The 26,634-nt window shown below is 54.7% G+C and carries 29 protein-coding genes and 1 tRNA gene; 19 read left to right on the top strand and 11 right to left on the bottom strand.

Features of this window, described 5'->3' with window-relative positions:
• Nucleotides 1-21: 21 nt before the first annotated feature.
• The 4 genes from H8K27_RS04950 to H8K27_RS04935 are packed head-to-tail and all read right to left on the bottom strand — an operon-like array spanning nt 22 to nt 3,590.
• Entirely contained in the window at nt 22-846 is an 825-nt protein-coding gene (locus H8K27_RS04950) for an EI24 domain-containing protein (protein WP_186862111.1), read from the bottom strand.
• Complete coding sequence (locus H8K27_RS04945) at nt 843-1,835, bottom strand: sterol desaturase family protein (RefSeq protein ID WP_186862110.1); 993 nt, start codon at nt 1,833-1,835, stop codon at nt 843-845. The genes H8K27_RS04950 and H8K27_RS04945 overlap by 4 nt, the downstream gene beginning before the upstream one ends.
• Nucleotides 1,832-2,653 (bottom strand): polysaccharide deacetylase family protein, encoded by an 822-nt coding sequence (locus H8K27_RS04940; RefSeq protein ID WP_186862109.1) that lies wholly within the window; start codon nt 2,651-2,653, stop codon nt 1,832-1,834. The genes H8K27_RS04945 and H8K27_RS04940 overlap by 4 nt, the downstream gene beginning before the upstream one ends.
• Nucleotides 2,616-3,590, bottom strand: a complete 975-nt coding sequence (locus H8K27_RS04935) for a YVTN family beta-propeller repeat protein (RefSeq protein WP_186862108.1) — start codon at nt 3,588-3,590, stop codon at nt 2,616-2,618. Before H8K27_RS04935 ends, H8K27_RS04940 begins: the two co-directional genes overlap by 38 nt.
• A gap of 265 nt (nt 3,591-3,855) precedes the next feature.
• Here H8K27_RS04935 and H8K27_RS04930 point away from each other — a divergent pair, with 265 nt between their 5' ends.
• Entirely contained in the window at nt 3,856-4,212 is a 357-nt protein-coding gene (locus tag H8K27_RS04930) for an FKBP-type peptidyl-prolyl cis-trans isomerase (protein ID WP_186862107.1), read from the top strand.
• Nucleotides 4,213-4,349: 137 nt separating this feature from the next.
• On the opposite strand, the gene orn is transcribed toward H8K27_RS04930, so the two are convergent.
• On the bottom strand, nt 4,350-4,937 hold the full coding sequence (gene orn / locus H8K27_RS04925) for an oligoribonuclease (RefSeq protein WP_186862106.1): 588 nt from the start codon (nt 4,935-4,937) through the stop codon (nt 4,350-4,352).
• Nucleotides 4,938-4,976: 39 nt separating this feature from the next.
• Between orn and H8K27_RS04920 the strand changes: the two genes are divergently transcribed.
• Genes H8K27_RS04920 through rsgA form a run of 3 tightly spaced genes read left to right on the top strand, consistent with a single transcriptional unit; the run spans nt 4,977 to nt 7,522 of the window.
• Nucleotides 4,977-6,242 carry a M48 family metallopeptidase gene (locus H8K27_RS04920; RefSeq protein WP_186862105.1) on the top strand — a complete coding sequence of 422 codons (1,266 nt, stop codon included), beginning with the start codon at nt 4,977-4,979 and terminating at the stop codon, nt 6,240-6,242.
• Between the two features lie 24 nt (nt 6,243-6,266).
• Nucleotides 6,267-6,617 (top strand): 4a-hydroxytetrahydrobiopterin dehydratase, encoded by a 351-nt coding sequence (locus H8K27_RS04915; protein WP_186862104.1) that lies wholly within the window; start codon nt 6,267-6,269, stop codon nt 6,615-6,617.
• Nucleotides 6,617-7,522 (top strand): ribosome small subunit-dependent GTPase A, encoded by a 906-nt coding sequence (gene rsgA / locus H8K27_RS04910; protein WP_186862103.1) that lies wholly within the window; start codon nt 6,617-6,619, stop codon nt 7,520-7,522. Before H8K27_RS04915 ends, rsgA begins: the two co-directional genes overlap by 1 nt.
• 17 nt (nt 7,523-7,539) lie before the next feature.
• Here the strand turns inward: rsgA and H8K27_RS04905 are convergent, their stop codons facing one another.
• The 4 genes from H8K27_RS04905 to H8K27_RS04890 all read right to left on the bottom strand — a co-directional run bounded on the left by H8K27_RS04905 (nt 7,540) and on the right by H8K27_RS04890 (nt 11,522).
• The gene (locus H8K27_RS04905) at nt 7,540-8,685 is read right to left on the bottom strand and encodes an alginate O-acetyltransferase AlgX-related protein (protein WP_186862102.1); all 1,146 of its coding nucleotides are present in this window, start codon (nt 8,683-8,685) and stop codon (nt 7,540-7,542) included.
• Nucleotides 8,686-8,694: 9 nt separating this feature from the next.
• Nucleotides 8,695-10,092: an MBOAT family O-acyltransferase gene (locus H8K27_RS04900; RefSeq protein WP_186862101.1), complete on the bottom strand. Its 1,398-nt coding sequence runs from the start codon at nt 10,090-10,092 to the stop codon at nt 8,695-8,697.
• Between the two features lie 20 nt (nt 10,093-10,112).
• On the bottom strand, nt 10,113-10,769 hold the full coding sequence (locus H8K27_RS04895; RefSeq protein WP_186862100.1) for an alginate O-acetyltransferase AlgF: 657 nt from the start codon (nt 10,767-10,769) through the stop codon (nt 10,113-10,115).
• Between the two features lie 93 nt (nt 10,770-10,862).
• Entirely contained in the window at nt 10,863-11,522 is a 660-nt protein-coding gene (locus H8K27_RS04890; RefSeq protein ID WP_186862099.1) for an SGNH/GDSL hydrolase family protein, read from the bottom strand.
• A 403-nt stretch (nt 11,523-11,925) separates the two neighbouring features.
• Here H8K27_RS04890 and argF point away from each other — a divergent pair, with 403 nt between their 5' ends.
• The 4 genes from argF (at nt 11,926) to ppnP (ending at nt 14,938) form a co-directional block, all read left to right on the top strand.
• Nucleotides 11,926-12,840 (top strand): ornithine carbamoyltransferase, encoded by a 915-nt coding sequence (gene argF / locus H8K27_RS04885; RefSeq protein WP_186862098.1) that lies wholly within the window; start codon nt 11,926-11,928, stop codon nt 12,838-12,840.
• A complete protein-coding gene (locus H8K27_RS04880) occupies nt 12,837-13,235 on the top strand; it encodes a VOC family protein (RefSeq protein WP_186862097.1) in 399 nt (132 codons plus the stop codon). Before argF ends, H8K27_RS04880 begins: the two co-directional genes overlap by 4 nt.
• A gap of 72 nt (nt 13,236-13,307) precedes the next feature.
• Nucleotides 13,308-14,540, top strand: a complete 1,233-nt coding sequence (locus H8K27_RS04875; protein ID WP_186862096.1) for an argininosuccinate synthase — start codon at nt 13,308-13,310, stop codon at nt 14,538-14,540.
• 80 nt (nt 14,541-14,620) lie between these two features.
• On the top strand, nt 14,621-14,938 hold the full coding sequence (gene ppnP / locus H8K27_RS04870; RefSeq protein ID WP_186862095.1) for a pyrimidine/purine nucleoside phosphorylase: 318 nt from the start codon (nt 14,621-14,623) through the stop codon (nt 14,936-14,938).
• Between the two features lie 182 nt (nt 14,939-15,120).
• Here the strand turns inward: ppnP and murJ are convergent, their stop codons facing one another.
• Nucleotides 15,121-16,674, bottom strand: coding sequence for a murein biosynthesis integral membrane protein MurJ (murJ, locus tag H8K27_RS04865; protein WP_186862094.1), 1,554 nt, complete (start codon nt 16,672-16,674; stop codon nt 15,121-15,123).
• Nucleotides 16,675-16,852: 178 nt separating this feature from the next.
• Here murJ and H8K27_RS04860 point away from each other — a divergent pair, with 178 nt between their 5' ends.
• Nucleotides 16,853-18,004: a serine hydrolase domain-containing protein gene (locus H8K27_RS04860; RefSeq protein WP_186862093.1), complete on the top strand. Its 1,152-nt coding sequence runs from the start codon at nt 16,853-16,855 to the stop codon at nt 18,002-18,004.
• 147 nt (nt 18,005-18,151) lie between these two features.
• Here the strand turns inward: H8K27_RS04860 and H8K27_RS04855 are convergent, their stop codons facing one another.
• Entirely contained in the window at nt 18,152-18,634 is a 483-nt protein-coding gene (locus tag H8K27_RS04855; protein WP_186862092.1) for an Lrp/AsnC family transcriptional regulator, read from the bottom strand.
• A 196-nt stretch (nt 18,635-18,830) separates the two neighbouring features.
• Between H8K27_RS04855 and kynB the strand changes: the two genes are divergently transcribed.
• The 10 genes from kynB to H8K27_RS04805 all read left to right on the top strand — a co-directional run bounded on the left by kynB (nt 18,831) and on the right by H8K27_RS04805 (nt 26,619).
• Nucleotides 18,831-19,505, top strand: a complete 675-nt coding sequence (gene kynB, locus H8K27_RS04850) for an arylformamidase (RefSeq protein WP_186862091.1) — start codon at nt 18,831-18,833, stop codon at nt 19,503-19,505.
• A gap of 45 nt (nt 19,506-19,550) precedes the next feature.
• Entirely contained in the window at nt 19,551-20,807 is a 1,257-nt protein-coding gene (gene kynU, locus H8K27_RS04845; RefSeq protein WP_186862090.1) for a kynureninase, read from the top strand.
• Between the two features lie 60 nt (nt 20,808-20,867).
• A complete protein-coding gene (gene kynA / locus H8K27_RS04840) occupies nt 20,868-21,719 on the top strand; it encodes a tryptophan 2,3-dioxygenase (RefSeq protein WP_186862667.1) in 852 nt (283 codons plus the stop codon).
• A 356-nt stretch (nt 21,720-22,075) separates the two neighbouring features.
• A complete protein-coding gene (locus H8K27_RS04835) occupies nt 22,076-22,297 on the top strand; it encodes a hypothetical protein (RefSeq protein WP_186862089.1) in 222 nt (73 codons plus the stop codon).
• A 109-nt stretch (nt 22,298-22,406) separates the two neighbouring features.
• A complete protein-coding gene (locus H8K27_RS04830) occupies nt 22,407-23,036 on the top strand; it encodes a LysE family translocator (RefSeq protein ID WP_186862088.1) in 630 nt (209 codons plus the stop codon).
• Between the two features lie 158 nt (nt 23,037-23,194).
• Entirely contained in the window at nt 23,195-23,386 is a 192-nt protein-coding gene (locus H8K27_RS04825; protein WP_186862087.1) for a YgaP family membrane protein, read from the top strand.
• Between the two features lie 118 nt (nt 23,387-23,504).
• Nucleotides 23,505-23,579 (top strand) — tRNA-Arg (locus H8K27_RS04820).
• A gap of 17 nt (nt 23,580-23,596) precedes the next feature.
• Nucleotides 23,597-23,806 carry a hypothetical protein gene (locus H8K27_RS04815; RefSeq protein WP_186862086.1) on the top strand — a complete coding sequence of 70 codons (210 nt, stop codon included), beginning with the start codon at nt 23,597-23,599 and terminating at the stop codon, nt 23,804-23,806.
• An 18-nt stretch (nt 23,807-23,824) separates the two neighbouring features.
• Entirely contained in the window at nt 23,825-24,562 is a 738-nt protein-coding gene (locus H8K27_RS04810; RefSeq protein WP_186862085.1) for a substrate-binding periplasmic protein, read from the top strand.
• 122 nt (nt 24,563-24,684) lie between these two features.
• Nucleotides 24,685-26,619, top strand: coding sequence for an ATP-binding cassette domain-containing protein (locus H8K27_RS04805; protein ID WP_186862084.1), 1,935 nt, complete (start codon nt 24,685-24,687; stop codon nt 26,617-26,619).
• Nucleotides 26,620-26,634: the final 15 nt, after the last annotated feature.

Below are 26,634 nucleotides of genomic sequence, written 5' to 3'. Positions count from 1 at the left end.
AGTCAGATAGCTTGTAGATCGTCAGGCGGCTTGCGACACTGGTTCGGTCCGAACCCGCATCTTAGCCAGCGCTGCCAGACAGTAATGCTGAAACCACAAGCCGGTAAACACAAATACCAGAACATACAGCCAGATAGCCAATCCTGCCAGCACCGGCAAAAACATCACGGACAACACGCCGCCCAGCCATAATAAACCCGGCGCTGCGCCAAAGAGCCCGGCGATCGTTCCCATCAGCAGCAAAGCACCGCGATGCTGCCGGATCAGTGCAATACGCTCTTCCCTGTCGGCATGCGCCGACAGCGCATCATAAGCCATCACCCGATAGGTCAGCCAGCCCCATAACAAGGGCTGAATCACCAGGCTTGCCAGCGGGAACAGGGTCAGCGGCAGCGTCAGCAGCCACAGCACGGCAAAAATCATGAATGACATCAGCGAATACCCCAGGCTGCCCAGTAAGGAACCACCCTGACGCTGCTCCAGCTGCGGATAATGACGGATACCGACATGCCGGCTGATCGCGGGCATCGCAAACAAACCAATGCACAATAAAGCGGTAAACACCATCAGCGGTAACAGCAGCCACATCGCCACCAGCGGCACCACCATCGCCTTGAACGCAAACAGACCCAGCATGCCCAGTACATCACCGGCAGTCTGAAAGCTGTTATGCGCGGCAAACCACTGCTGGATGTAATCGATCATCGCCTGCAGGCCAAACCACATGGCAACGCTCCAGATCAGCAATGCTGCCAGAAATGGTGCGAATGTCAGCAGCAGCATGCGGATGTGCAATTGTGCTGCCACCGCCCGCCCCCACGCGATTCCTACTGCAGCGAAATTCATTCTGCCCCCTTACTGACCGCCCGATCCAGTCCAAGCATACGCTTTAAGCCCAGCCACTGCTGCGACCAGAACCCTTTGCCATAGTCGCGCGCGGTACCCTCGGGGGCAGGCAGCTGATCACGAATACCGGTCATCACAAATTCCCTGCTGAACAGCGCTGTGCCGAACAAGACATCCCAGACCGGAAACAAGACCGCAAAATTATGCCCGCCCAGCGTGCCTTTGCCATGAGCTTCATGTCCCAATCCGATGGCATGATGCAGGCGATGATAGCGCGGTGACACCAGCAGGTATTCCCCCAGACGCCCGAAGTGGATGCGGACATTGGCATGCTGCAGGCTCTGCAGCATCTGCGTTGCCATCACCAGCAACACATATTGCCCTGGTTCAATGCCGATCACCAGAGCGATCACGCCCATGTAAATGCCGCGCAGTAAATCATCCAGCAAATGATTACGGTTATCGCTCCACAGATTCAGATTACGCTGACTGTGATGCAGACTGTGCAGACCCCACCACCAGTTAAACTGATGCTCCGCCCGGTGATACCAGTAATCGAAAAAATCCAGCGTGATCAGATATGCCAGAAACAGCAGCGCGGGATGCGTCAGAAAACCCGGCCATAAATCTTCCAGATTAAATGGTTTCAGACCTTCGAGATGCAAAAAGCCTGTCACCGTATCGAACACGGGTGTCAGGATAAAAAAAGCTGCCAGTGAAAATGCTCCCAGCCGGTGCAGCGCTGTGTAGAGAAAATCATTCCATCGGGCAGTGCGGTCCGTGACCGGGTGCACCGGAATCCAGGCCTCCAGCGGACGCAGGACAATCAGCAGAATGATCAATTGCAGCACACCCAGCACAAACCATTCCACACCCTCAAATGAGTCTTCGACATACTCGCCCAGTCCGAGAAAAAACATCGCAGGCTGCACGATGCTTTCAAAAATCCATGCCTGCAGATTCGCCAGTAGATCGGGTAAATTCATCATTGCTTCAGCTTGTAAGAAGGATGCTCACGTAATGTGGCAAAACAAAAATTTTTCTGCTCCAGCCCGGTAATCAGCGGCTCCAGATTTTCTGGCATCCAGGCTTGCCGGCGCGACCAGATCCCCAGATGCGCCATGAAAATGTCACCGTCCGAAAGATGGTCAAGCAGCTTTTTCAACAACACCGGATTAGGAAATTTTTCACTAGACAATTCATCGCCGGAAAATCCGGCAGGAGACCAGCCGACATGACGATAACCGCAGGCTTCGCCCGCTTTGAGCAGTTGCGGCGTGAGCTTGCCGCCGGGCGCGCGCCACAAGGGATCAAGCCTGTGACCGGTCAGCGCACTGAAACGTTCATCGACGCGGCGTAATTCCTCGCAATACTGCTGCGCGGTCCAGCTCTGGGGCTGACCGGCGTGCGCGCCGAATTGCGGTTTCACCAGAATCCGCCCGTCCGGCAGGTCACGGATGACATACACATGATCAAACGTATGCGTGCCAAAAGCATGCCCGTCCTGCACCAGACTTTTCCAGTAGGCAGCCCAGGTGGGATCAAGCGAATAATCCTGATTCACCGTTTTTTCATTTGCGAGAAAAAAGGTGGCCCGGATATGATGCCGGCGTAATACAGACGCGATGAAAGCTGCCTGTGACTGGCTGCCGGTATCGAAGGTCAGGTACACCGTACCCTGGCAGCCAGAAGTAGCCTTTGCCGGTGCGGCTGCGCTCTGTTGCACTGGCCAGAAGGCACTGGCCAGCCATAGCGCAGCGACCGCTTGTTTACATATTCGGCGCACGATTTGCAAAGAACACACCATGCGGGGAACGGCCGACAGGAATCAGCCTGATCACTTTACGGGAAGGAATATCGACAACAGCGACTTTTTTAATCCAGCGCAGAGTCGCCCACAAAGTCTTGCCGTCGGCACTGACCTCCATACAGTCCGGACCGCCGGGCACGGCAATGTTGCCCACCATTTCCAGTGTCTGCTGATCCAGAATATTGATTTCATTGGAGGTGCGGTTAGACACGAAAATATGTCGCCGGTCACCCAGAGCGCGGAAATTATGTGTGCCCACGCCGGCCTTGATACGTTTGACGGTTTTCTGCGCCCGCCAGTCGATCACTTCCACATAATCCTTGCCCATGATGCCGACCAGCAGGTATTTATCGTCCGGAGTCATGGCGATCCCGGCAGGCAACTTGCCAACCGGAAGTGTCCATTTGATTTTTTGCGTGGCCAGATCAATCGCCGAGACCTGATCGCTGCCCTGCTGCGTAATAAAAACCGTCGTGCTGGCCGCATCAAATGCCATGTGACTGGGCAATTTCGCCAGGGGAACTCGATTCACGATTTTCAGGTCAGTGCCATCAAAACGGTAAAAATCAACCCGGTCCAGGCGCAGCGAATTGGAAACAAACCATTTCTGATCAGGAGAAAAACCGATCTGATAAGGGTCTGCCACATCCTTGACCCGGCGCTGGATCTGTCCGGTTTTCGGATCGAGGAACACCAGTTCATCACCAACGGCATTTGCCACGATCAGCGATTTATTATCCGGTGTCGCCATCAGGTGATGCGGCTCTTTACCGACCGGAAAAGTACTGATCTCTTTGTAGGTCTGCTGATCCAGCAGGCTCACCGTCGCATCCCGCGAATTCAGTACCACCACGACATTGTCCTGCGTCGCTGCCGAGAACGCCGGAAAAATAAAGCCCAACAATAAAGATGCCACCAGGAAACGACTACGCATGAAAGAAAACCGCCAATAAATAAATCAAGACTGCATTCTACCGTGCCTCTTCCGGACCGGCTTTGTTTCGCTTTATTGTTTTTCCGCTTTTCTACCGGTATTGAGGCAAATCAAAGCACCGGCACGCTGCGACAACATTAACTTTCGCATCCGGGCAGACAACGGCGGCGCGTCGCAGTTTCAGTCAATATCCGCTGAAATGGCACTTATGTTTTACAATTGCGCCACTTTGTGACATTTATTTGAATATTTGAAAGGAAATTTCATGAGCACAATCACTACCGTCAGCGGCCTGCAGTATGAAGATAAAGTCGTTGGTGAAGGCGCCGAAGCGCAAGCAGGTCATCACGTCGTCGTTCATTACACAGGCTGGCTGCAAAATCAGGATGGCAGCGCAGGCAAGAAATTTGATTCCAGCAAGGACCGTAACGATCCGTTTTCCTTCCCGCTCGGTGCCGGTCACGTCATCAAAGGCTGGGATGAAGGCGTGCAGGGCATGAAAATCGGCGGCACCCGCATCCTGACCATTCCTTCCAGCTTGGGCTATGGTCCGCGCGGCGCTGGCGGCGTGATCCCACCGAATGCAACCCTGATTTTTGAAGTAGAGCTGCTGGGTGTGTAAAACATTGCGAACAGGCAGGCTTGCAAACGTGAATCGCGGTGCCGTCAGTTCATGACAGTACAAATAAAAAAACGGCACACTCTGCCGTTTTTTTATTGCGCTCTCTATTTCAGAGAGCTTCAGAAAATTTCAGGGAATTATTCCTGAATGAAATGCTGACGATAGTACTTCAGCTCTTCAATAGATTCGACAATATCGGCCAGCGCAGTATGTTTCTGATGTTTTTTAAAGCCGGTTGAGATCGCAGGTTTCCAGCGGCGGCACAATTCTTTCAGCGTCGAGACATCCAGGTTACGGTAATGGAAAAATGCTTCCAGCTTCGGCATTCCGCGTGCCATAAAGCGACGGTCCTGACAAATGGAATTACCGCACATCGGCGATTTTCCTGCCGGCACATACGGCTTCAGGAAAGCAATCAACGCCTGCTCGGCATCTGCCTCACTGACCGTCGATGTCTTGACCTTGTCGATCAGACCGGAACGTCCGTGCGTTCCCTTGTTCCAGGCATCCATTTTATCGAGCGTCTCATCGGACTGATGGATCGCAAAGACCGGTCCTTCGGCCAGGATATTCAGTTGCGAATCGGTGACCACCACGGCAATCTCGATAATCCGGTCATTATCGGGGTCCAGCCCGGTCATTTCCAGATCAACCCAGATCAGATTCATCTCGTTTGGACGTGCTGGCGGAGTGCTGTTTGTTTGCAGGTCGGTCGCTTGTGACATAATTCTTCCTTAGCTTTTTTACGAATGTCACATTTTCCCATGAATTCCCACGTCTTTTCGGTTTTCTTCATCACCGTTCTGCTACTGACGCTGCTGGTGCAGTTCTGGCTCGCCTCCCGTCATATCCGCCATATCCTGCAACATCGTGCTAAAGTTCCCGCCCAGTTTGCTGCCAGTATTCCGCTGGCAGCACATCAGAAAGCAGCTGACTACACGATCGCCAAAACCAAATTATCTCTGGTGCTGCTGATCTTCAATGCGCTGATACTGACCGGTTTTACCCTGTTTGGCGGCTTGCAATGGCTGTCGGCGAACGTTCTGGCGCTGACCGGTCCCGGCATGATTTACCAGCTGGCACTGCTGGTCAGTTTTGCAGTGATCAGCAGCGTGCTGGAGCTGCCGTTTTCCTATTATTCTCAATTTGTTCTGGAACAGAAATTCGGATTCAATAAAATGACTCCGGCACTGTTTTTCAGCGACCTTCTGAAAAGCACGCTGCTGGGCGCCGCGATTGGTCTGCCGCTGATCTGGGTTGTGCTGACCCTGATGGACAAAGCGGGTGAACTCTGGTGGCTGTATGCTTGGCTGGTCTGGACCGGTTTTCAGCTCCTGATGATGCTGATTTACCCCAGTGTGATTGCACCGCTTTTCAACAAATTCACACCGCTGGAAGACGACAACCTGCGCGTCCGGATTGAAGGTCTGATGCAGAGAACCGCATTTGCGTCCAAAGGACTGTTTGTCATGGATGGCTCAAAGCGCAGCGCGCACGGCAATGCATATTTCTCCGGTTTTGGCGCAGCCAAGCGTATCGTGTTTTTCGACACGCTGATCGCACGCCTGGCACCGCAAGAGGTAGAAGCTGTGCTGGCGCATGAACTGGGGCATTTCAAACTGCGTCACATCATGAAACGGATGGCCGTGATTTTTATCCTGTCGCTGGCGTTCCTGGCGCTACTCGGCTATCTGAAACAGCAAGTCTGGTTCTATACCGGTCTGGGAGTGGATCCCCTGTTGCTGGCGAAAAATGATGCGATGGCGCTGATTCTATTTATGCTGACCCTGCCGGTATTCACCTTTCTGTTCTCGCCACTGAGTTCACTCAGCTCGCGCAAACATGAATTTGAAGCCGATGCGTTCGCAGCGAAACATACCAATGCCGGTGACCTGATCACCGCGCTGGTCAAACTGTACGAAGATAATGCCTCGACGCTGACCCCGGACCCGCTGCATTCTGCATTTTATGATTCACACCCTCCTGCATCCGTCAGGATTCAGCATCTGCTGCCCGCCCGTGCAGCGTAAATGGTAACCATGCAAGGAATAATCATGCTCAACACGAATGATCTGCTGTCCCGCAAATCACAACACACCGAAACGGCATTGCCGGAATCGGCTCTCGCTGAATATTTTGCGGCCACACCAGGCTGGACGCAGGATGGCCCGCGTATTGTGAAAACCTATCAGTTCAAAAATTATTATGAAACGCTGGCATTCATCAACGCCATCGCTTATGTCATTCATGCGGAAGATCATCACCCGGAGCTGACCATTACTTACAATCGCTGCGTGATCCGTTTTGACACCCACACGGTGAATGATGGCAAAGGCGGCATTTCAGAAAATGATTTCATCTGCGCCGCTAAAGTGGATGCGGTGTTTGAGCAGAGTTTTTCCTGATGGGACTGCAACAGGGTCTGGTGATTGCGGCTCACGGGCGGCATTATCTGGTGCAGGCCGAAATCAATGGCGCTTCCTGCAAACTGCACTGTGTCACGCGCGGCAAAAAAAGTGATGTGTCGGTCGGTGATCTGGTAGATTTTGCCCTGACCTCAAAGGATCAGGGCGTCATTGAAGCGATTCAGCCGCGCCGGACATTGCTGTACCGCTCGGATCAATACAAATCCAAAATGCTGGCGGCCAACCTGACCCGGCTGCTGATTGTCGTCGCCACAGAACCCAGTTTCAGTGATGATCTGGTATCACGGGCGCTGGTCGCTGCCGAATCTGCAGGCATACAACCACATCTGATTCTGAACAAAACCGATGTCAGCGCCGCCTTGCCAAAGGCGCGTGAACGGGTCGGCCTGTATGCGAACCTGGGCTATCCGGTGCACGAAGTCTCGGTCAGGGCGGAGCCTGAAGCGACGCGCGCCTTGCTGATACAACTGACGCAGCATCAGAGCACTATCCTGATCGGCCAGTCAGGCATGGGAAAATCATCGCTGATTAATTTGTTAATACCGAATGCAGAAATAGCGACACGGGAAATTTCCGCTGCGCTGGATACCGGGAAGCACACCACAACATTTACCCGTTTGTATCAGATGGATCAGGATTCACTGGTGATTGATTCACCGGGTTTTCAGGAGTTCGGATTGCATCATCTGACGGAAGGTATGCTGGAACGGGCATTTCCGGAATTTATACCTCACCTGGGACACTGTAAATTCTACAATTGCCATCATCATGCCGAGCCCGGCTGCGCCGTACTGGCGGCGGTCGGCAACGGCCAGATTGCAGCGATGCGGCACCAGCTATTTAAGCAGCTGGTGCATGAATCCGCTCAAACCATCGGTTATTGAAGTCAGCAGAGCCGTTACTACAGGCGGCCCTGCTTCAGGTCTTCCAGCCAGACCCGCTCAGACGGTTTGAATGGCTTTTGCAGCATGCGTTCCGGAATTTCCCATACCACGACCTTGGGCGGCTCCTGCTGAAAAGTCTTGCCATGCAAATATGCCGTAGCAGAACCGTCAAAATCGCCGCCATCCTTGGCCAGATTGGCAACCGGCGCACCAAGATGCTGGCTCAGCATGGGAACAAAATTGCCGCGCAGGCTGAACGATGTGCCGATCAGCGCAACAGCCGGCAAACCTGTGTCGCCAAACAGATCATCGCTCTGGCTGACCACCGGTGCGACCACGCTGGTCGCCGTTTTTTCAATGGCAGGCCGCCACCACTCCGGCAGACCTTCCAGATTGGATACCCGGAACAAATCCCCCATACGCTCTGCGATACTGGTTTTGACCGCATCCGCCGGTATGCCGTGGGCAGGCTTGTCCACCAGTTGCAACTGCGCCAGATGCGCAGCAATCGCTGCTGCTGCTGCATTGGCACCGGCTTCATTCCAGTGAGAATCGGTCCGGTAATAGCGCTCGCCACGGAATGCTGTCAGCGGCACGCTGAGATCAATGACGTCCACCTGGCGGGAACGGACGGTACTCATCCAGTCCTGCGCCCTCTGGGTGAATCCGGCTGGCCGGTGCAGGCCGCATAAATGCTCCTGCTCGATCCGGGACTTGTCAGGTGTGACGGCAACCACCAGCCGGATATTTTTTTTCTCCAGCAACTGAGCAACCTGCCCGACCATATAGGCACGGGCATTGGCATTTTGTGAGCCACCATCAAAGGTCGTTAATTCTTCCGACAGGAAAAACCAGCCTTCACATCCCGTACGGACGGATGGGCCGGTGTCTCCGGCGATCTTCCAGTTCACGGCGCGCTCGATTCGGGCGAACGGTTTGCTCCACAAAAAATGCTCATTCAGCTGACTGGTGAAGCGGCGTGTGGATTCTCCCTGAAGAATCGGTTTCAGATGCGCCATCTCCGCCCATTTGGCGGCAGGAACTTCGCGCAATGAGCATGTCGTGACGGCGAACCCGGCTATCAGGATCAGCGCAAAAGAACCGGCCGGAATAAAGCGCCAGATACCGGCACTTTTTGCATCAAAGGAAAAAGATTCACTCATATTTTCCTCTTAGAACTGAAAATATAAAAATGGAATCGCCTTCTGCCCGGCCAGCACAATCACTGCATAGGTAAAGGTCATCACCGGCCAGATCATGCTCCAGCTCATGATTCCCAGACCGCCACGTTTCGCGATTCGGGTGGCGGGATACAGCACGCAGACCAGCCCCAGTGCAAAGGTCAGCAGGATGCTGGGACGCAGCGCGAGAATCACTTCATCTCCGATCGCCATGCCATTGAGCCCCAGCTGTCCTGACCACATCGTCAGCGCATTATCAAACCCGGCTGCGCGGAAGATCGTCCAGGCAAACATCACCGCCAGCAGGGTCAGCGTGCGCGACGCAAAATCCGGCATGGACCAGCCGCGCTGGGTAAACGCCCGGTCACAGCAGAGTGCTGCACCGTGAATGAAGCCCCAGATCAGATAATTCCAGTTATCGCCGCCGTGCCACAAACCGCCGATCGCCATGGTCAGCATCAGATTCACGTAAGTGCGCGTCTGTCCGTGACGGTTACCGCCAAGGCTGATATACAGGTAATCCCGCAGCCAGGAAGACAATGTCATGTGCCAGCGGCGCCAGAAATCCTGTATCGATACCGCCAGATAGGGATGATTGAAATTTTCTTCAAAACGAAAACCCAGCATCAGGCCGAGCCCGATCGCCATGGCGCTGTAACCGGCGAAATCGAAGTACAGCTGCAGCGTATACGCAATGCACCCAACCCAGGCATCGTAAAAGCCGGGATGCTTCAATCCGAATACCAGCGCCACGAGAGGGGACAACGTATCGGCAATCAGCACCTTCATTGAGAAACCGATCATGAAGCGCCGCGCGCCGAGCGTAAACTGATCGAAAGAAAAGACCCGTTCGCGCAATTCGCGGTCAATGACTTTATAGCGGACGATCGGCCCCGCAATCAGATGCGGAAACATCGCCATATAGGCGCTGAAGGAAATGAAGCTGTACTGTGCAGGCACTGTTTTACGCCGGACATCGACAATATAGGAAATCGCGTGCAGCACAGTGAATGACAGGCCTATCGGCAGCATCAGGTTTTCCCACGGAATGACCGGCATCTGCCTGCCCGTCAGCATCGTGTTGAGTGAGGCCACGACCATGTTGGTGTATTTGTACCAGACCAGCGACACCAGATTCAACACGATCGTTGCGGCCATCAGGCGGGTCTTGATTTTTTCGTCGCGTGCCCGGTCGATCAGTATCGCAGCACCCCAGGCGAGGATGGTCAGCGCAATGATCAGCAACAGGAATTTAGGTGTCCACCAGGCATAAAACAACCAGCTGCCGACCAGCAGAGTGTGATTGCGGTAATTCTGGGGCGTTACCAGATACAGCGCAAAAAACAGCGGCAGGAATAAGGTCAGAAATTCTAATGAGGCAAATACCATGGCAACAGCTCTGACTCAAATCAGGAAGTAGTATCGCGGACGAAAAATGCCTGTCTGCCCTTTTTAGCTGGAATCACAATCACACTGTAACGCTCTCCGGCCTGCAATTGCGACATATCCACGGCAGCACCGGCCAGATCCGCACCGCAATGCGCCTGCACGGTCAGCGCTACCGGATTGACCAGGCGACGCTGCGATGCGGCAGGTTTCACGTTTTCAAAAATCATGGCACCTTTGGCACCGCCGGTCAGCGAGGCCGTAGCGCAGCTGTCATCGAGATTCATGAGGGAAATGGAAGATCGCATTGCGTTAAAGTCCGTCGGTGTTTCCCGCACCAGCAGGCTGTCGATGCCGTTGGATTTGCTGACAACCGCGACGGTAATAAATTCACCAGGCTTGGCTACCAGCTCGACGGAATTCTTGCTGTTACCGGACTGAACTGTCGCATGCAGTTTGTCGCCCGCCTTGACTGGATAAAAACGGGAAGCACGGCCATCATTTTTACTATCCAGACTGACTTTGGCACTGCCATTGACGACCGTCACTTTATCCTGACTGGCATTGAGAAAACGCACAAAGGACGAATCCTGTCCCGGGCCGGTTTCATACAATGGATTATCGGCGTGGGCAGTCACAGAAATCGCAGAGACAAGAGCAGTCAGGATGAGCTTTTTCATTTTTATTGTCGGTAGTTGCAGGTTCAGATGTGTAGCATTTTTGAGATGCCGGCAGATCATGCCCGCCGCCGGCACCCTTACAGTCAGTGTGGCTTATCGTTTGACCGTATTCAGCAATGCCGGCGAACTGATAACATTGCCAATGGCAGCACCCCATGCTTTATAGCCGGCATTGTCAAAGTGCTGGCCATCAATTGTTCCCCACTCACCCGGCTTCGAGAGCGTCAGGGAATCGACATAAGTGCACGGTGCAACGATTTCGGACAGGTAACCGGACATTTCTTTGGCACGTGCGAAAGTCTTATTGAATTTACCGCCCTCAGTTCCCCATGCAGGGCCAACCCAGGCACAGGCAACACCGTTATTTTTCACGCCTTTGGTCAGGCGGCTCACCTGCTGCCAGATCCATGTCTTTGGTAATTCCGGCTGGCTGTAAGAAGCCATCGTATCGCCATTCACCACCACCACCAGATTCGGCTTGTAGGTCTTGATCAGTTCATTAAATGGCCGGGTCATGGCATCCTGACCGGTCTTCACTTCCACCGGACCATCCTTGAGGCGTACTGCTCCGCCACAGGAAGACTGTGTCTTCACCATCCATTCACCGGCGGCAACACCGCAGGCTCCAAACGAATACACCACTGCGCCCTTATTCATCAAGTCGTCATGCAGGGTGGTGATCAGATAATCAGGTGTTGACATGTGGCTGTCGCCAATGATCAGTACGGTCAGTCCGGCTAAAAGTGCGCTCATGATAGATAAACTCGGATAATGGGGGTTGTACTCATTCCGTCAGCCGCAGAACAGATACCTGATTGGCCGGCGGAACACTTTTTTTGTCCAGCAAGTAATTGTTTCAAGATTGCATTATAAGTAGGAAGCATATTTTTGATACTGACAGAAGAACAACTTCTTCAAGTTGAATTACTTTTTTTTACAAATTCACAAAAATTAACAAGTCTGAACAAGCCAAAACGCGCCCGTTTCCCAAAAACCATTTTTCCGCTCTTTTTGTCCGATCTTTTTTTGAAAAACATCGTAATATCCTGTACAAAGAGTACTTCCCCTGAATTTAATATGGGGGAGCAGTTGCAATCCCTTATAATGAAGCAGTTATGACAGGCGGCGGCAAGCTATCTTGCTGCCCGTTTTATTTATGGCTATCAAACATTACCTGCAATTTTCCGATTTCACGCTGTCTGAATATGAGTATCTGATGCAGCGTGCCCGCATCATCAAGCAACGTTTCAAAGCTTACCAGACTTATCACCCGCTGCTGGACCGGACACTAGTCATGGTATTTGAAAAAAATTCCACCCGCACCCGCCTGTCGTTCGAAGCAGGCATGCACCAGCTCGGCGGCGCCGCCATCTACCTCAATACCCGCGACAGCCAGCTGGGACGGGGCGAACCGGTGGAAGATGCAGGTCAGGTCATGTCCCGCATGTGCGACATCATCATGATCCGCACGTTTGAACAGGAAATGATTGAACGTTTTGCGGCGAATTCCCGCGTGCCTGTGATTAACGGCCTGACCAATCAGCATCATCCCTGCCAGGTGCTGGCCGATGTCTTTACGTATATAGAGCACCGCGGTTCGATTACCGGCAAAAAAGTAGCCTGGGTCGGCGATGCCAACAACATGCTGTATTCCTGGCTGCAGGCGGCGCAGGTATTCAATTTTCATCTGCATGTCTCAACCCCGAAGGGTTACGACATGGATATGTCGCTGGTGGCTGCGGATAACCGCCATTACACTTTGTTCGACAATCCATCCGATGCCTGCGAAGGTGTTGATCTGGTCAATACCGACGTCTGGACCAGCATGGGCTACGAAGCGGAGAATCAGGCGCGACTGAAAGCTTTCGATGGCTGGATCGTGGACGAGGCAAAAATGGCGCGCGCCAATCCCGATGCCTTGTTCATGCACTGCCTGCCCGCCCATCGCGGCGAGGAAGTATCGGCTGGCGTCATCGATGGCCCGCAATCCGTGGTCTGGGATGAAGCAGAAAACCGCCTGCACGTACAAAAAGCATTGCTGGAATATCTTGTGGTAGGGGAAATACGATGATTGATCACAGCGGCATTACCGTCAGCGATTATCCGCGCAGCAAATCGTTTTATACCCAGGCGCTGGGTGCCATTGGCTACCAGTTGCTGGTTGAAGTGCCGGCAGCCGTGACTGGCACCACGGATGTCGCCGGTTTTGGTGAAGCGCCGAAACCGGATTTCTGGCTGTCCAGAGCCACTCCGGAAAAGCCCGCGCACCAGCAGCCGGTGCATTTTGCATTCCGCGCCGGCAGCCGCGCTCAGGTCGATGCGTTTTATCATGCCGCGCTGGCAGCCGGCGGCCGCGACAATGGCGCCCCGGGGCTGCGTCCTCATTATCATCCGGATTACTACGGCGCTTTTGTGCTGGATCCGGATGGACATAATATCGAAGCGGTCTGTCACGCACCGCTATAATTTCACTACCCGTTATTGAAGCACCCGATACTGATTTCATACTAGTCCCACTGCAATTTCTGAAAGAACATCATGAGCGATATTAAGAAAGTCGTCCTCGCCTATTCCGGCGGCCTGGATACCTCGGTAATCCTGAAGTGGCTGCAAGATAATTATCAATGCGAAATCGTGACCTTTACGGCCGACCTCGGTCAGGGCGAAGAGCTGGAACCGGCACGCGCCAAAGCCATCAAATTCGGCATCAAGCCGGAAAATATTTACATCGACGATGTGCGTGAAGAATTCGTACGCGATTTCGTATTTCCGATGTTCCGCGCCAACACCATTTATGAAGGTGAATATCTGCTCGGCACTTCGATCGCCCGTCCGCTGATCGCCAAACGCCTGATCGAAATCGCCAAAGAAACCGGTGCCGACGCGATCTCCCACGGAGCGACTGGCAAAGGCAATGATCAGGTGCGTTTTGAGCTCGGTGCCTATGCACTGATGCCGAACGTCAAAATCATCGCCCCATGGCGCGAATGGGATCTGCTGTCGCGTGAAAAACTGCTGAAATATGCAGAAGATGCCGGCATCGACATCGACATGAAACACAAAAACGGCGGCGCACCTTACTCGATGGATGCCAACCTGCTGCATATCAGCTTTGAAGGCCGTCACCTGGAAAACCCGAGCGCTGAGGCAGAGGAAAGCATGTGGCGCTGGACCGTCAGCCCGGAACAGGCACCGGATGCGCCGGAATATCTGGACATCGAATTTGAACGCGGTGACATCGTTGCACTGAATGGCAAACGCCTGTCACCAGCCGCTGTCCTGACCGAGCTGAACCGACTGGGCGGCAAGCATGGTATTGGCCGCCTGGATCTGGTGGAAAACCGCTACGTCGGCATGAAATCCCGCGGCTGCTACGAAACCCCGGGCGGCACCATCATGCTGCGTGCTCACCGTGCGATCGAATCGATCACCCTGGACCGCGAAGTCGCGCATCTGAAAGATGATCTGATGCCGCGTTACGCCAGCCTGATTTACAACGGCTACTGGTGGGCGCCAGAGCGCGTCGCGCTGCAGACACTGATCGACCATACCCAGCAGACTGTGAATGGCTGGGTGCGCGTGAAGCTCTACAAAGGCAATGTGATCACCGTCGCCCGTGACTCCAAAACAGATTCCCTGTTCGACATGAACATTGCAACTTTCGATGAAGATGGCGGCGCTTACAATCAGGCGGATGCCGGTGGCTTCATCAAGCTGAATGCCTTACGGATGCGCATTGCAGCCAACGCCCGCGCAAAACGCGGTCAGTAACCCCCCAGTTCAGCATCACACCAACACGGCCTGCCAGATGATGTGCGGGCCGTTTTTTCAGGATATTTCAGGATATTTTTATGAGCACTCAATTCGATCAGGTCAGCGTCGTCAAAAAAGCCAATATCTACTTTGACGGAAAATGCGTTTCCCATACCGTGTTACTGACCGACGGCAGCAAAAAAACCATCGGCGTGATTTTTCCATCCAGCCTGGTATTCAACACCGCTGCAGCGGAAATCATGGAACTGAACGCAGGTAAATGCCGCATCCGCGTCAAAGGCAGCGACAGTTGGGACAGCTATGAAGGCGGGCAGCAATTCAGCGTGCCAGCCAATTCCAGCTTTGAGATTGAGACGCTGGAAACGCTGGACTATGTATGCCATTTTGTCGCCTGAAAACGGTGTGCATAACAGTACAAAATAGTGCTGAATCAGCGCGGATAAAAAGTCTGACGATGGCGTAACGACCGCCACCGGTTGATTAAAAAAGGGATGCGATGCATCCCTTTTTTAATACGGTACGGCAAAGCTGTCAGAAACAGGCCGGCAAACAAATAAAAAACAGACAGGCAGACAGCTCAGACTTTGGTCGTTTTTTTGAAATCACGCGGACGGAATCCCATCACGCCCAATGCGGCAAAATAGGCTGCGGCAGAAGCAAGGATCAGCAACGCAAGTGCTCCGGCACGCAATATGGGCGTATGTTTCATCTCCAGCCAGTGAAACTGGTCCGAGATCCACGACGAGACAGCTGCCATCAGCAACAATGCCGCCGTCAGCTTCAGCAGGAACATGCCCCAGCCTTTTTTCGGGTGAAAAATACCGCGGCGGCGCAGGCCAATAAACAGCAGCAATGCATTCACGCAAGCGCCAAGGCCCACCGACAGCGCCAGCCCGGCATGGGCGATCCACGGCACAAACAGCAGATTCATGAGTTGCGTTGCAATCATGACGCTGACGGCGATTTTGACCGGCGTGCGGATATCCTGTCGGGCATAGAAGCCGGGCGCAAGAATTTTCACCACAATCAGGCCGATTAGTCCGATACCGTAGGAAACCAGCGCTTTGGACGTCATTTGCACCGCATGGGCGTCGAACTTCTGATGATGGAACAGGGTTGCAGTCAGCGCTTCGGGGATCGTTGCCAATGCCACCGCAGCCGGCATCGCCAGTAAAAAGGTCAGGCGCAGACCCCAGTCCAGCAAAGCCGAATATTCTTCCGTATCGCCATCGGCATTGGCCTTCGACAAACCCGGCAACAGGATCGTGCCCAGCGCCACGCCCAGCAATGCGGTCGGAAACTCCATCAGGCGGTCGGCACTCGCGAGCCAGCTGGTACTGCCTTCCACCATTTTGGAAGCAAGACTGGTATTAATCAGAATGCTGATCTGCGATGCCGACACTGCCAGAATCGCAGGCAGCATATTGCGTACAATCCGCCGCACACCTTCATCCTGCCAGGCAGTGCCGGGCCGCCAGCCGATACGTGGCAACATGCCTATCCTGATCAGCGCCGGCACCTGAATCGCCATCTGCAACACACCGCCGACAAACACGGCAATCGCCAGCGCGTAAATCGGCTGCTCCAGATAACGCGACAACCAGAGTGAGCCGGCGATCGAACTCAGGTTATAAATAACCGGGGTAAACGCCGGAATTTTAAATTCCCGCCAGGTATTCAGAATGCCGCCAGCCAGCGCCACCATGGACATAAAGCCGATGTAAGGAAACATGATGCGCGTCATCACCACGCTGGCGTGAAACACGGCTGGCCGGTCCAGCAAGCCGTTGGCCGCCACATACAGGATCACCGGTGCGCCGACGATGCCGAGTGCGCAGGTCAGCAGCAGCGCCCAGGTCAGCAGCGTGCCGACATGATCGACCAGGTCTTTGGTGGCGGCTTCGCCTTTCTGGGTTTTATATTCGGCCAGAATCGGCACGAATGCCTGGGCAAAAGCGCCTTCGGCAAATAGGCGCCGCAGCAGATTGGGAATGCGGAAAGCAATGTTGAAGGCATCGGACAGGGCATTAGCCCCAAACTGCGAATTGATCAGAATATCGCGGGTCAGACCGGTAATGCGTGACAGCATAGTCATGCCGCTGATGGAGGCAAGGGTTTTTAATAAATTCATGGTGCGGCATTATAGCCCGACACGCTGCGGTTAACTCAGTCGACCGCCGGGTCAGCGGCAGGAAAATGCTGTAACAAGGAAAGGCGATGCAGCGCCCGGCATCATCCTTTGCTACACTGCGCATCACAACCTGCACAGGTTATCCTCACACCGTCCGAATGTTGCCAGGAGCCCGCTGATGCTGCCGATGTTAGATTTTTCCAAGACTGTTTTTTCATCTGTGTCAGTGCTGCGGCAATCACTGCAGCGACGGCTGTGGCGCAGCGCAGGCCGTTTGCCGCTGTTGCTGGCCTGGCTGCTGATATTAGGCAGCATCCCGTCCCAGCCGTTGCAGGCAAAGGAAAACAGTGCGCTGGAGACTGCCGCCAGCCAGCTGGAGCAATCCGGATTCCGCGGCATAGTGCTGGCGGCACGCGGTGACCACGTGTATCTGCAAAAGAGTCTGGGAACCGCTGGCAATCTGAAGCGCCCTTTCCGCTTCGCCTCGGTCACCAAGCAAATGACCGCGATTATGGTAATGCAGGAAGTCGAGGCAGGCCGCCTGCAGCTTGATGCGCCGCTGAGTCATTACTGGCCTGATTATCCGAATCCGGCGGCGCGCAAAGCGACCCTGCGCCAGTTGCTGATGCATTATTCCGGCCTGTTCAATGAAAACGCGGTACCAACATTCCACATGCTCAATGCCAATAATGGCGACAACATGCAGGCATTTGCCACCGGCATCTGCGCCGGACCAATGAACAGTGCGCCCGGCAGCCGTTTTGATTACAACAACTGTGATTATCTGGTGCTCGGCGCCCTGCTTGAAAAAATCACCCGCCAGCCGTTTGTGCAATTGCTGGAGCAGCGCATCTTTAAACCGGCGGGCATGAATTCTGCCGGTCTGTACCAGGCAGCCATGCCGGATAATCCGGCGCATCTGCACGGCACGCTGGGCGGCCAGCCGGAACCGGAAGTCAATCTCGCCAGCTATGGCGCGGCAGGTTCCACCTACGGCATGCTGGGCGACCTGCTGGCATTTGACCGCGCATTTATCCGCGGCAAGCTGCTGTCGGCTGCTTCGCGCGCTGAAATGACCCGTCCCAATGCCACCGGCGGCGCGCTCGGCGTCTGGGTTTATCCGTTCAAAGGCGCCAGCGAAACCAGCCCCACCGTGATTGTCGAACGCCAGGGCTGGATCGCCGGAGTACGTATTCTGAACCTGATTGATCTGCAGACGGAAAATATCCTGATTCTGGTCAGCACCAACGGCGACCTCGATCTGACCCAGACCTGGGCCAATCAGGGGCCGGCCGCACCGCTGCTGAAGGCGCTGATCGAAACCAGATAATGCTGCCGCCATAGACGGCAAAAAAACCTTCCGGGTGTATTCAGGGCATTTCCATCCTCAAATATACTCCCTCTGAGTATATTTGAAACCCCTTTGATTATCTGGGCATCAGGCCGAAAAAATAGGATACTCCCCTCAAAGTACAAATCAGCGCTGCTGATCCGTCATCAACTCAGTCGCAATCTGACGGGTGTCTTTCAGGGTCTGGAGCACGATATTGGAACGGATGTCCAGCACGCCAGTGGTTTTGTACAGTCTTTCCAGCACGAAGCTGGAGTAATGTTTGAGATTGCGGGCGCGCACGCGCAGCAGGTAATTGGCATCGCCCGTGATGATGTAAGAGCCGATGACCTCCGGCCACTGTTGCAGGGCTTGCGAAAAATTTTCATGCCATTGCTCGACATCGCGCCGCATCGTGACCTGCACAAAGGCATCCACTTCCAAGCCGACTTTTTCAGCATCCACCACGGCGCAGTAATGGTGGATGATGCCCGCCTCCTCCAGCATGCGCACCCGCCGCAGGCAGGAGGATGGCGACAGAAACACCTTGTCTGCCAGCTCCTGATTGCTGATGCGCCCGTCACTCTGCAATTGCTGCAAAATTTTAAAATCGACCGGATCCAGTTGCATGAATGACTCCATCATGACAGATAGCTGCAATGCACAAATACATCATTGCAGATTATTTCAATAAATATCAACATTATCGCAGCAAATTCCATTTATCAACATTTCATCGAATCACTTTGCAAGAAATTGTCAGCCATTCCGGCATAAAATCTCTGTATTGATCACACGCATCCGCACTCACGCAACAGGAGCCAGCATGTCCGGTACACAGCAACTCTGGGATATCACGCCCGCCATTCGCCCCGGGATTCCGGTCTGGCCCGGCGACAGCGCATACAGCGCCGAAACCACCTGGCAGATCGCCGATGGCTGTCCGGTGAAAGTCAGCAAGATCACCATGTCCACACACACCGGGGCGCATTGCGATGCACCTTCGCATTACGATCCGGCAGGCAAGGCGATCGACGAAGTGGCGCTGTCCACCTACATCGGTGCTTGCCGCGTGATTCACTGTACAGGCGTCAGTCAGGTGCTGCCGGAGCATGTGCAGGCCTCTTTGCAGTCGGTGCCGCCGCGCGTGCTGTTCCGTACTTATCAGCAGGCGCCACAAATGGCGTGGGATGCGGATTTCCCCAGCATTGCCAGCACCACCATAGAACTGCTGGCGCAGCATGGCGTGCAACTGATCGGGATTGACAGCCCTTCGCTGGACCCACAGGAATCAAAAACCCTGGATGCGCATCTCTGCATGAAAAAACACGGCATGGCGATTCTGGAAGGCATTGTGCTGGATGATGTCGCCCCCGGCGATTATGAGCTGATCTGCCTGCCGCTGAAACTCGCCGGGCTCGATGCCAGCCCGGTACGCGCCATTCTCAGGGCGCTGCCATCCTGCGATGCGCCGTCTGCCAGCGGATGCGCCCATTCCTGATCACTGAACTTGGATACCTACACCAACAAACTCCGGAGACTGACCATGACCACACTCCCCTCACTCACCCGCGAACACTGCGCAACGCTGGACGCGCAAGATCCGCTGGCCGCGCTGCGCAACGAATTTCTGCTGCCGCCCGGCGTGATTTACCTCGACGGCAATTCCCTCGGTGCGCGCCCCAGAGCCTCCCTTCAACGTGCGCTGGAAGTCATCAGTCAGGAATGGGGGCAAGACCTGATCACCAGCTGGAACAAGGCAGGCTGGTTTCAGATGCCCTCGGCACTGGGTGACCAGCTGGCGCCGCTGGTCGGTGCTGATGCAGGTGAAATCGTGGTCACCGACACCACCTCGGTGAACCTGTTTAAAGCGATTGCCGCCGCCCTGCAGATGCAGTCAGCCAGTCCGGAGCGCCATACCATCATCACCGAGCGCAGCAATTTTCCGACCGATATTTACATGGCCGAAGGCATCACGCGCTGGCTGGACCGCGGCTACCGGATACATCTGATTGATTCGCCGGAACAGCTGCCCGCAGCGATCAATGCGCAGACAGCGCTGGTGATGCTGACGCACGTGAATTACCGCACCGGCTATCTGCATGACATGGCCGCCGTGACTGCGCTGGCGCATCGTCACGGCGCACTGATGCTGTGGGATCTGGCCCATTCGGCAGGCGCGGTGCCGGTGGCGCTGAATGCCGCAAACGCTGATTTGGCGGTTGGCTGCACTTACAAATATCTGAACGGTGGTCCGGGTGCGCCAGCGTTTATCTGGGTTCCGCAACGGCATCAGGCAATTTTCCGGCATCCGCTGTCCGGCTGGTGGGGTCATGCGAATCCGTTTGCCATGCAGCCTGGCTTTGAGCCGGTCGCTGGTGTGCGCCGCGCGCTGTGCGGCACGCAGCCGATCGCGTCACTGGCGCTGGTTGGCTGCGGGCTGGATGTGTTCGGTAAAACCGACATGCACGCTATCCGCAGCAAATCACTGGCGCTGACCGACCTGTTCATCCGGCTGGTTGAACAGCGCTGTCAGCAGCATGCGCTGGAGCTGGTCACACCGCGCGATCATGCGCAGCGCGGCAGTCAGGTCAGTCTCCGTCATCCGCATGCGTATGCCGTGATTCAGGCGCTGATCCGGCGCGGCGTGATCGGCGACTACCGCGAACCGGCGATTATGCGCTTCGGCTTCACGCCGCTGTATATCGGCTTTACCGATGTCTGGGACGCGGTGGAAGCCCTGCGCGATGTTCTGGACAATCAGGATTACGACGCCAGTGAACAACGTCATGCGGTCACCTGAAACCATCAGCCCGACACCGCCCTGCCCAGAAAACACTTCAGACAATACAAAGGAATAATGATGAGCAATCCGCAGGAACCGGGCAAATGCCCGATGTCATGGCATGGCGCCCAGATGGATTTTTCGGAATCCATGAGCTATGGCGACTATCTGGGTCTGGACCAGATTCTGAGTGCGCAGCATCCGCTGTCGCCAAATCACAATGAAATGCTGTTCATCATCCAGCACCAGACCAGCGAATTATGGATCAAACTGATGCTGCATGAACTGCATGCGGTGCGACGCCAGATTCATCTGAATGACCTGCCGCCGGCATTCAAGATGCTGTCACGTGTGGCCCGCATCATGGATCAGCTGGTTCATGCATGGGATGTGCTGGCCACCATGACGCCAAGCGAATACACCGCTATCCGTCCGTACCTGGGGGCGTCTTCCGGCTTCCAGTCGCATCAGTACCGTGAACTGGAATACCTGCTGGGCAATAAAAATGCTGCGATGCTGGCCGTCCATGAAAGCAAGCCGGAAATCCACGCCAGTCTGCAGGCCACCCTGCGCACGCCGTCGATTTACGATGAAGCCATCATGCTGATGGCCCGCCAGGGCTTTGCAATTGACCTTGCGCGCCTGCAGCGTGACTGGACCCAGCCAGTCACCATGAATGACTCGGTGAAAGCAGCATGGCTGCAGGTGTATCAAGCGCCTGAGCAACACTGGTCTTTATACGAGCTGGCAGAAAAACTGGTCGATATGGAAACCGCATTCCGCATCTGGCGCTTCCGTCATGTGACCACCGTTGAACGCATCATCGGTTTTAAAACCGGTACCGGCGGCACCGCAGGGGTGAGCTATCTGCGCAAAATGCTCGATGTGGTGCTGTTTCCTGAGCTGTTCGCCCTGCGTACCGAACTCTGATCCCGCCCAAACCGGCCGGGTACAGCACACAGCAGGTGCGGCACCCGGTCATTAAGACATAAGTGACGCATAAGCGACTTCCAGATTCAGCGTTTTTATGTCAAACCATTCATTTGCAGCATGCCACAATTACAAATAAATACTTTTTTAACATATCAAAACATTAAATTATTTTTTCTTTTATCCCCTATGCATGAAATTTATTGAGGCCGGACAAGTTTACCCACCTGTCCCGGCATATAATCGGGAGTGAAACAAGGAGACATTTTTATCTCATCGCAAGTGACCGGGACAAGCGCGCGGCAGTTCAGTAATGCCGCATTACAATGGCTGCCAGGTCTGGAATGGAGTTTGACATGGTTCCGAGTAATCTCAGTATCGCCCCCGTAATCACCAAAGACATATTGGCGCAACGACGCACTGAAGACATCATTGCGGCCTATATTGACACCGGCATCAGCCTGCAATCTTCCCACGGCACCAGCTGCGCGCTGGAATATCTGCAATCGCATGGTGTTGCACCCAGCATCATCCAGCGGGTACTGAGCCGCCCCGGTAAACGGCGCAATCCGGCCTGAACACCTCTCACCGACCGACAGTTTCAGGCTGAAGCAATCAACACCGTTCAGGCAGGGCTGCTATTCGCTGCCAGATCGCCGATAATGCAGTTTTCTCTGCGAGGACATCATGCTGGGTTTTCAGACTGCACTGAGCTTTTTCGGCGTTTCCATTTTGCTCGGATTATCCCCCGGGCCAGACAATCTGTTTGTCCTCATGCAGTCGGCCATACAAGGCCGTAAGGCTGGCATGCTGGTGGTGCTCGGCCTTTGCAGCGGCCTGATCGTCCACACGACCGCCATTGCGATGGGATTAGCCGCCGTGTTTGCCGCGTCAGCCACCGCTTTCATTGTGATGAAATTCATCGGCGCGGCCTATCTGCTATACCTCGCCTATCAGGCGTTCCGGGCACCTGTCAGCAACGCGGATGACAGCCAGGGCGCAGTCAGACTGCAGGCACGGGAACTGTATCTGCGCGGTATTGTGATGAATCTGACGAATCCTAAAGTGGTGTTGTTTTTCCTCGCTTTCCTGCCGCAGTTTGTCTCGGCAGAAAAAGGGGCGATTGCCTTCCAGTTTTTCCAGCTGGGCGGAATCTTCATTCTGGCAACCTTGCTGGCATTTGGCAGCATCAGTTATTTTGCGGCCACCGCCGGGCAGCGACTGCGCCATTCAGCCACGGCCCAACGCTGGATGAACCGCAGCGCGTCCGTGGTATTCGCCGCGCTGGCGGTGCGTCTGGCGCTGTCTCAGCGCTGAAATACGCCGGCAGCGCGACCTGAGCCGCCAGCACACCGCATACCGATTCCAGTGGCAATCTGTCTGCAGTGTTCGCACAGAGTTCGATGCAGATCACAGACAAAGTGTTGCAGACGTGCTGTAATACTTATCCGATTCATCAACTCAAGGAGTCCGTCATGAAAGTGAATGTTGGCAGCATTGACCGTATTGTGAGAATCATCGTGGGCCTCGCCCTGATCGGCTGGGCACTGGCCGGTGGCCCGCTGTGGGCATGGATAGGTATTGTCCCGCTGGCAACCAGCCTGTTTGGCTTTTGCCCGCTGTACTCGATTCTGGGTCTGAATACCTGCGGTCTCAAGGGCAAATAACGCCGCCGGTCGTACTAACTGCCGGCAGACCGTCGTCAGGCGATCTGCTGCTCTCGCGGCTTGCCCGGTTCTTGTGTTGTATAGCCGCTTGTTCTGATGCTATAGTAGCGGGCTTGCCGTCCCTGTAGTTCAATGGATAGAACAGGTTCCTCCTAAGAATCAGATCTGGGTTCGATTCCCGGTGGGGACACCAGGCAACCATCGCACAATATGGTGATCGTCGCTTGTGCACCAGACAAAACAGGTAGCTCCGGCTGCCTGTTTTCATTTCTGGTTCAACTTTCCCCCTATTCTCCTCGTCAAACTGACTTTGCAGCCACATTGCAACATCCCGACAAAGGAACGCTTTGGATTGAAGAAAGCTGGAATTATCCTATCCTGAAAGAAAAAATTCAGGGCTCGTGCCACCACACAGCTTGATGCCCACAGGAGACAGTCATGACTATCCTGCAACGCCTGCTCGCCATTTCCGTGACATTGCTCACAGCTGGCATCACGCATGCGGCCGAATCCGGCAAGGTGCAGACACTGGTCACGGAAGACTATCCGCCTTTCAACATGATGAATCCCAAAAACGGGGAAGTCACAGGAATTTCCACTGAAAAAGTCCAGGAGCTGATGCACCGTGCCAGCGAAAAATACAAAATCAGCGTCTTTCCGTGGTCGCGCGCCATCCAGATGGCGCAGAATAATCCCGATACCTGCGTTTTTTCCACCTCCAGAACACCGGGTCGCGAATTGCTTTACAAATGGGTGGGACCGCTGGTCCGGAATAACTGGGTGATTTTTGCCCGTGCCGACGATACCCGTCATCCGCAGTCGCTCGAAGACCTGCGCACCTATGTCATCGGCGGTTACCGCAACGATGCGGTTTCCGAGTTTTTTTCGCTGAAAGGCTACGTCACCGACCTCGCCAACACGGATTCAGACAACCCGCGCAAACTACTGGCCGGACGCTTCGATTTCTGGGCAAGCGGAGAATTGCTGGGCATGGATATCCTGAAGCAACAGGGACTAAGCAAAATGATCGTCCCCTTGTTTTCGTTCAATCAGGTCGATATGTATCTGGCCTGCAATCTGACGATGGCGCAGGAAAAGATCGACAAATGGAATCAGATCCTGAAGAGCATGGAAAAAGACGGCACCAATGCCGCGATTGAAAGAAAGTACCGCTAAGCGCCCTGCCGGATTTCAGCACGCTTGGGTAATCCGCCATCGCCGGCGCGGTGCTCTCGCGTACAATACGGGTTTTCTTCATTTTTGTCCGGCCATTCCGGCCGCAGACAGCTCAGGAATTTATGGCAGTTATCTCTTTAAGCGATGCACAGCTCGCATTCGGTCACGTTGCGCTGCTGGATCACGCAGAATTTTCTCTCGAAAGCGGCGAGCGCGTCGGCTTGATCGGGCGCAACGGTACCGGCAAATCTTCTTTGCTCAAGATCATCGCCCGCACCTCCAAAATCGACGACGGACTGCTGGTTATGCAGCAGGGCCTGAACATCGCCTATGTGGAACAGGAACCGCAGTTTGCACAGGATATCAGCGTGTTTGATGCTGTCGCATCCGGTCTGGGTGAATTACCCGCTTTGCTGCAGGAATATGAAAGCCTGACCGGGCAATTCGGCGGCGACAATGATGAGGCGCTGATGGAGCGCATGCATGAAATTCAGACCAAGCTTGATGCCGCCGATGCCTGGAGCCTGTCGAACAAGGTCGAGACCACGCTCGACAAGCTGAATCTGGCAAAAGACGCGCTGATGGGAACGCTGTCCGGCGGTATGAAAAAACGGGTGGCACTGGCCTGCGCGCTGGTCAGCGGCCCCGATGTGCTGCTGCTGGACGAACCGACCAACCATCTGGATTTTTCATCGATTCAATGGCTCGAAGGCTTGCTGAAAGACTTTAAAGGCAGCGTGCTGTTTATCACGCATGACCGCAGTTTTCTCGACAATGTGGCGACCCGCATCGTCGAACTGGATCGTGGCAAGCTGACTTCTTATCCCGGTAATTTTTCCACCTACCAGACCCGCAAGGCAGAGCAGCTCGAAATTGAAGAAGTGGAAAATGCCAAGTTTGATAAATTCCTGGCGCAGGAAGAAGTCTGGATACGCAAGGGCGTGAAAGCGCGCCGGGTGCGCGACGAAGGCCGAGTCAAGCGACTGGAACAATTGCGCCTGCAGCGCAGCGCCCGCCGCGAACAGCAGGGTCAGGTGAAACTCGACGTCACCACCGGCGAACGCTCAGGAAAAATCGTGGCGGAGCTGGACAACGTCTGCAAGTCGTTTGGTGACAAAGTCATCGTCAAAGATTTCTCCAGCATCATCCTGCGCGGCGACAAAGTCGGTCTCATTGGTCAGAATGGCGCGGGCAAGACTACATTGCTGAAGTTGATCCTCGGCGAAGATGCGCCGGACAGCGGCACCGTGAAACAGGGCAGCAAACTGCAGGTAGCCTATTTTGACCAGATGCGCGCCCAGTTGAATGAAGACACCAGTCTGGCCGACACCATTTCCCCCGGCAGCGACTGGGTGGAAGTCAATGGCCAGCGCAAGCATGTGATGTCCTATCTGGGAGATTTCCTGTTCGCGCCGGAGCGTGCGCGCTCGCCGGTGAAATCGCTGTCCGGCGGCGAACGCAACCGGCTGCTGCTGGCACGCCTGTTTGCCAAACCGGCCAACGTGCTGGTGCTGGACGAACCCACCAATGATCTGGATATCGACACACTGGAATTGCTGGAGGAATTACTGGAAGATTACACCGGTACCGTCTTCCTGGTCAGCCATGACCGTACCTTCCTCGACAACGTCGTGACGCAGGTGATCGTGGCGGAAGGCGCTGGTCAGTGGCGCGAATTCATCGGCGGCTACACCGACTGGGAGCGTTACCGCGATACCGTCAGCAGCAATAAGGTTTCCTCCAAGACAGATTCCCGCGCCGAGTCCAAAACGAACGCCAAAGCAACAACAACAGCCAGCAGCACCGCCAGCAACGCGCCTGCTAAAGGAAAAAAACTCAGCTATAAAGAACAGCGCGAACTGGAGGAATTGCCAGCGCAGATTACCGCACTGGAACAGGAACAGGCATCGATCACGGGCAGGCTGGCAGATCCGGATCTGTATAAAAACGGCCCGGACGAAGCAACCCGGCTGAATGCACGTTTTGCCGAAATCGATGAAGCGCTGCTGGAAGCACTGGACAAATGGGAACAGCTGGAAGCCAGAGCCAAGACCTGAGCTGCCACCACACGC

The sequence above is a fragment of the Cognatundibacterium griseum genome (assembly GCF_014284195.1).
GTDB lineage: Bacteria > Pseudomonadota > Gammaproteobacteria > Burkholderiales > Burkholderiaceae_D > Undibacterium > Undibacterium griseum.
Note: the sequence above shows the minus strand (reverse complement) of the source record. Positions and strands in the feature narration are given on the sequence as shown.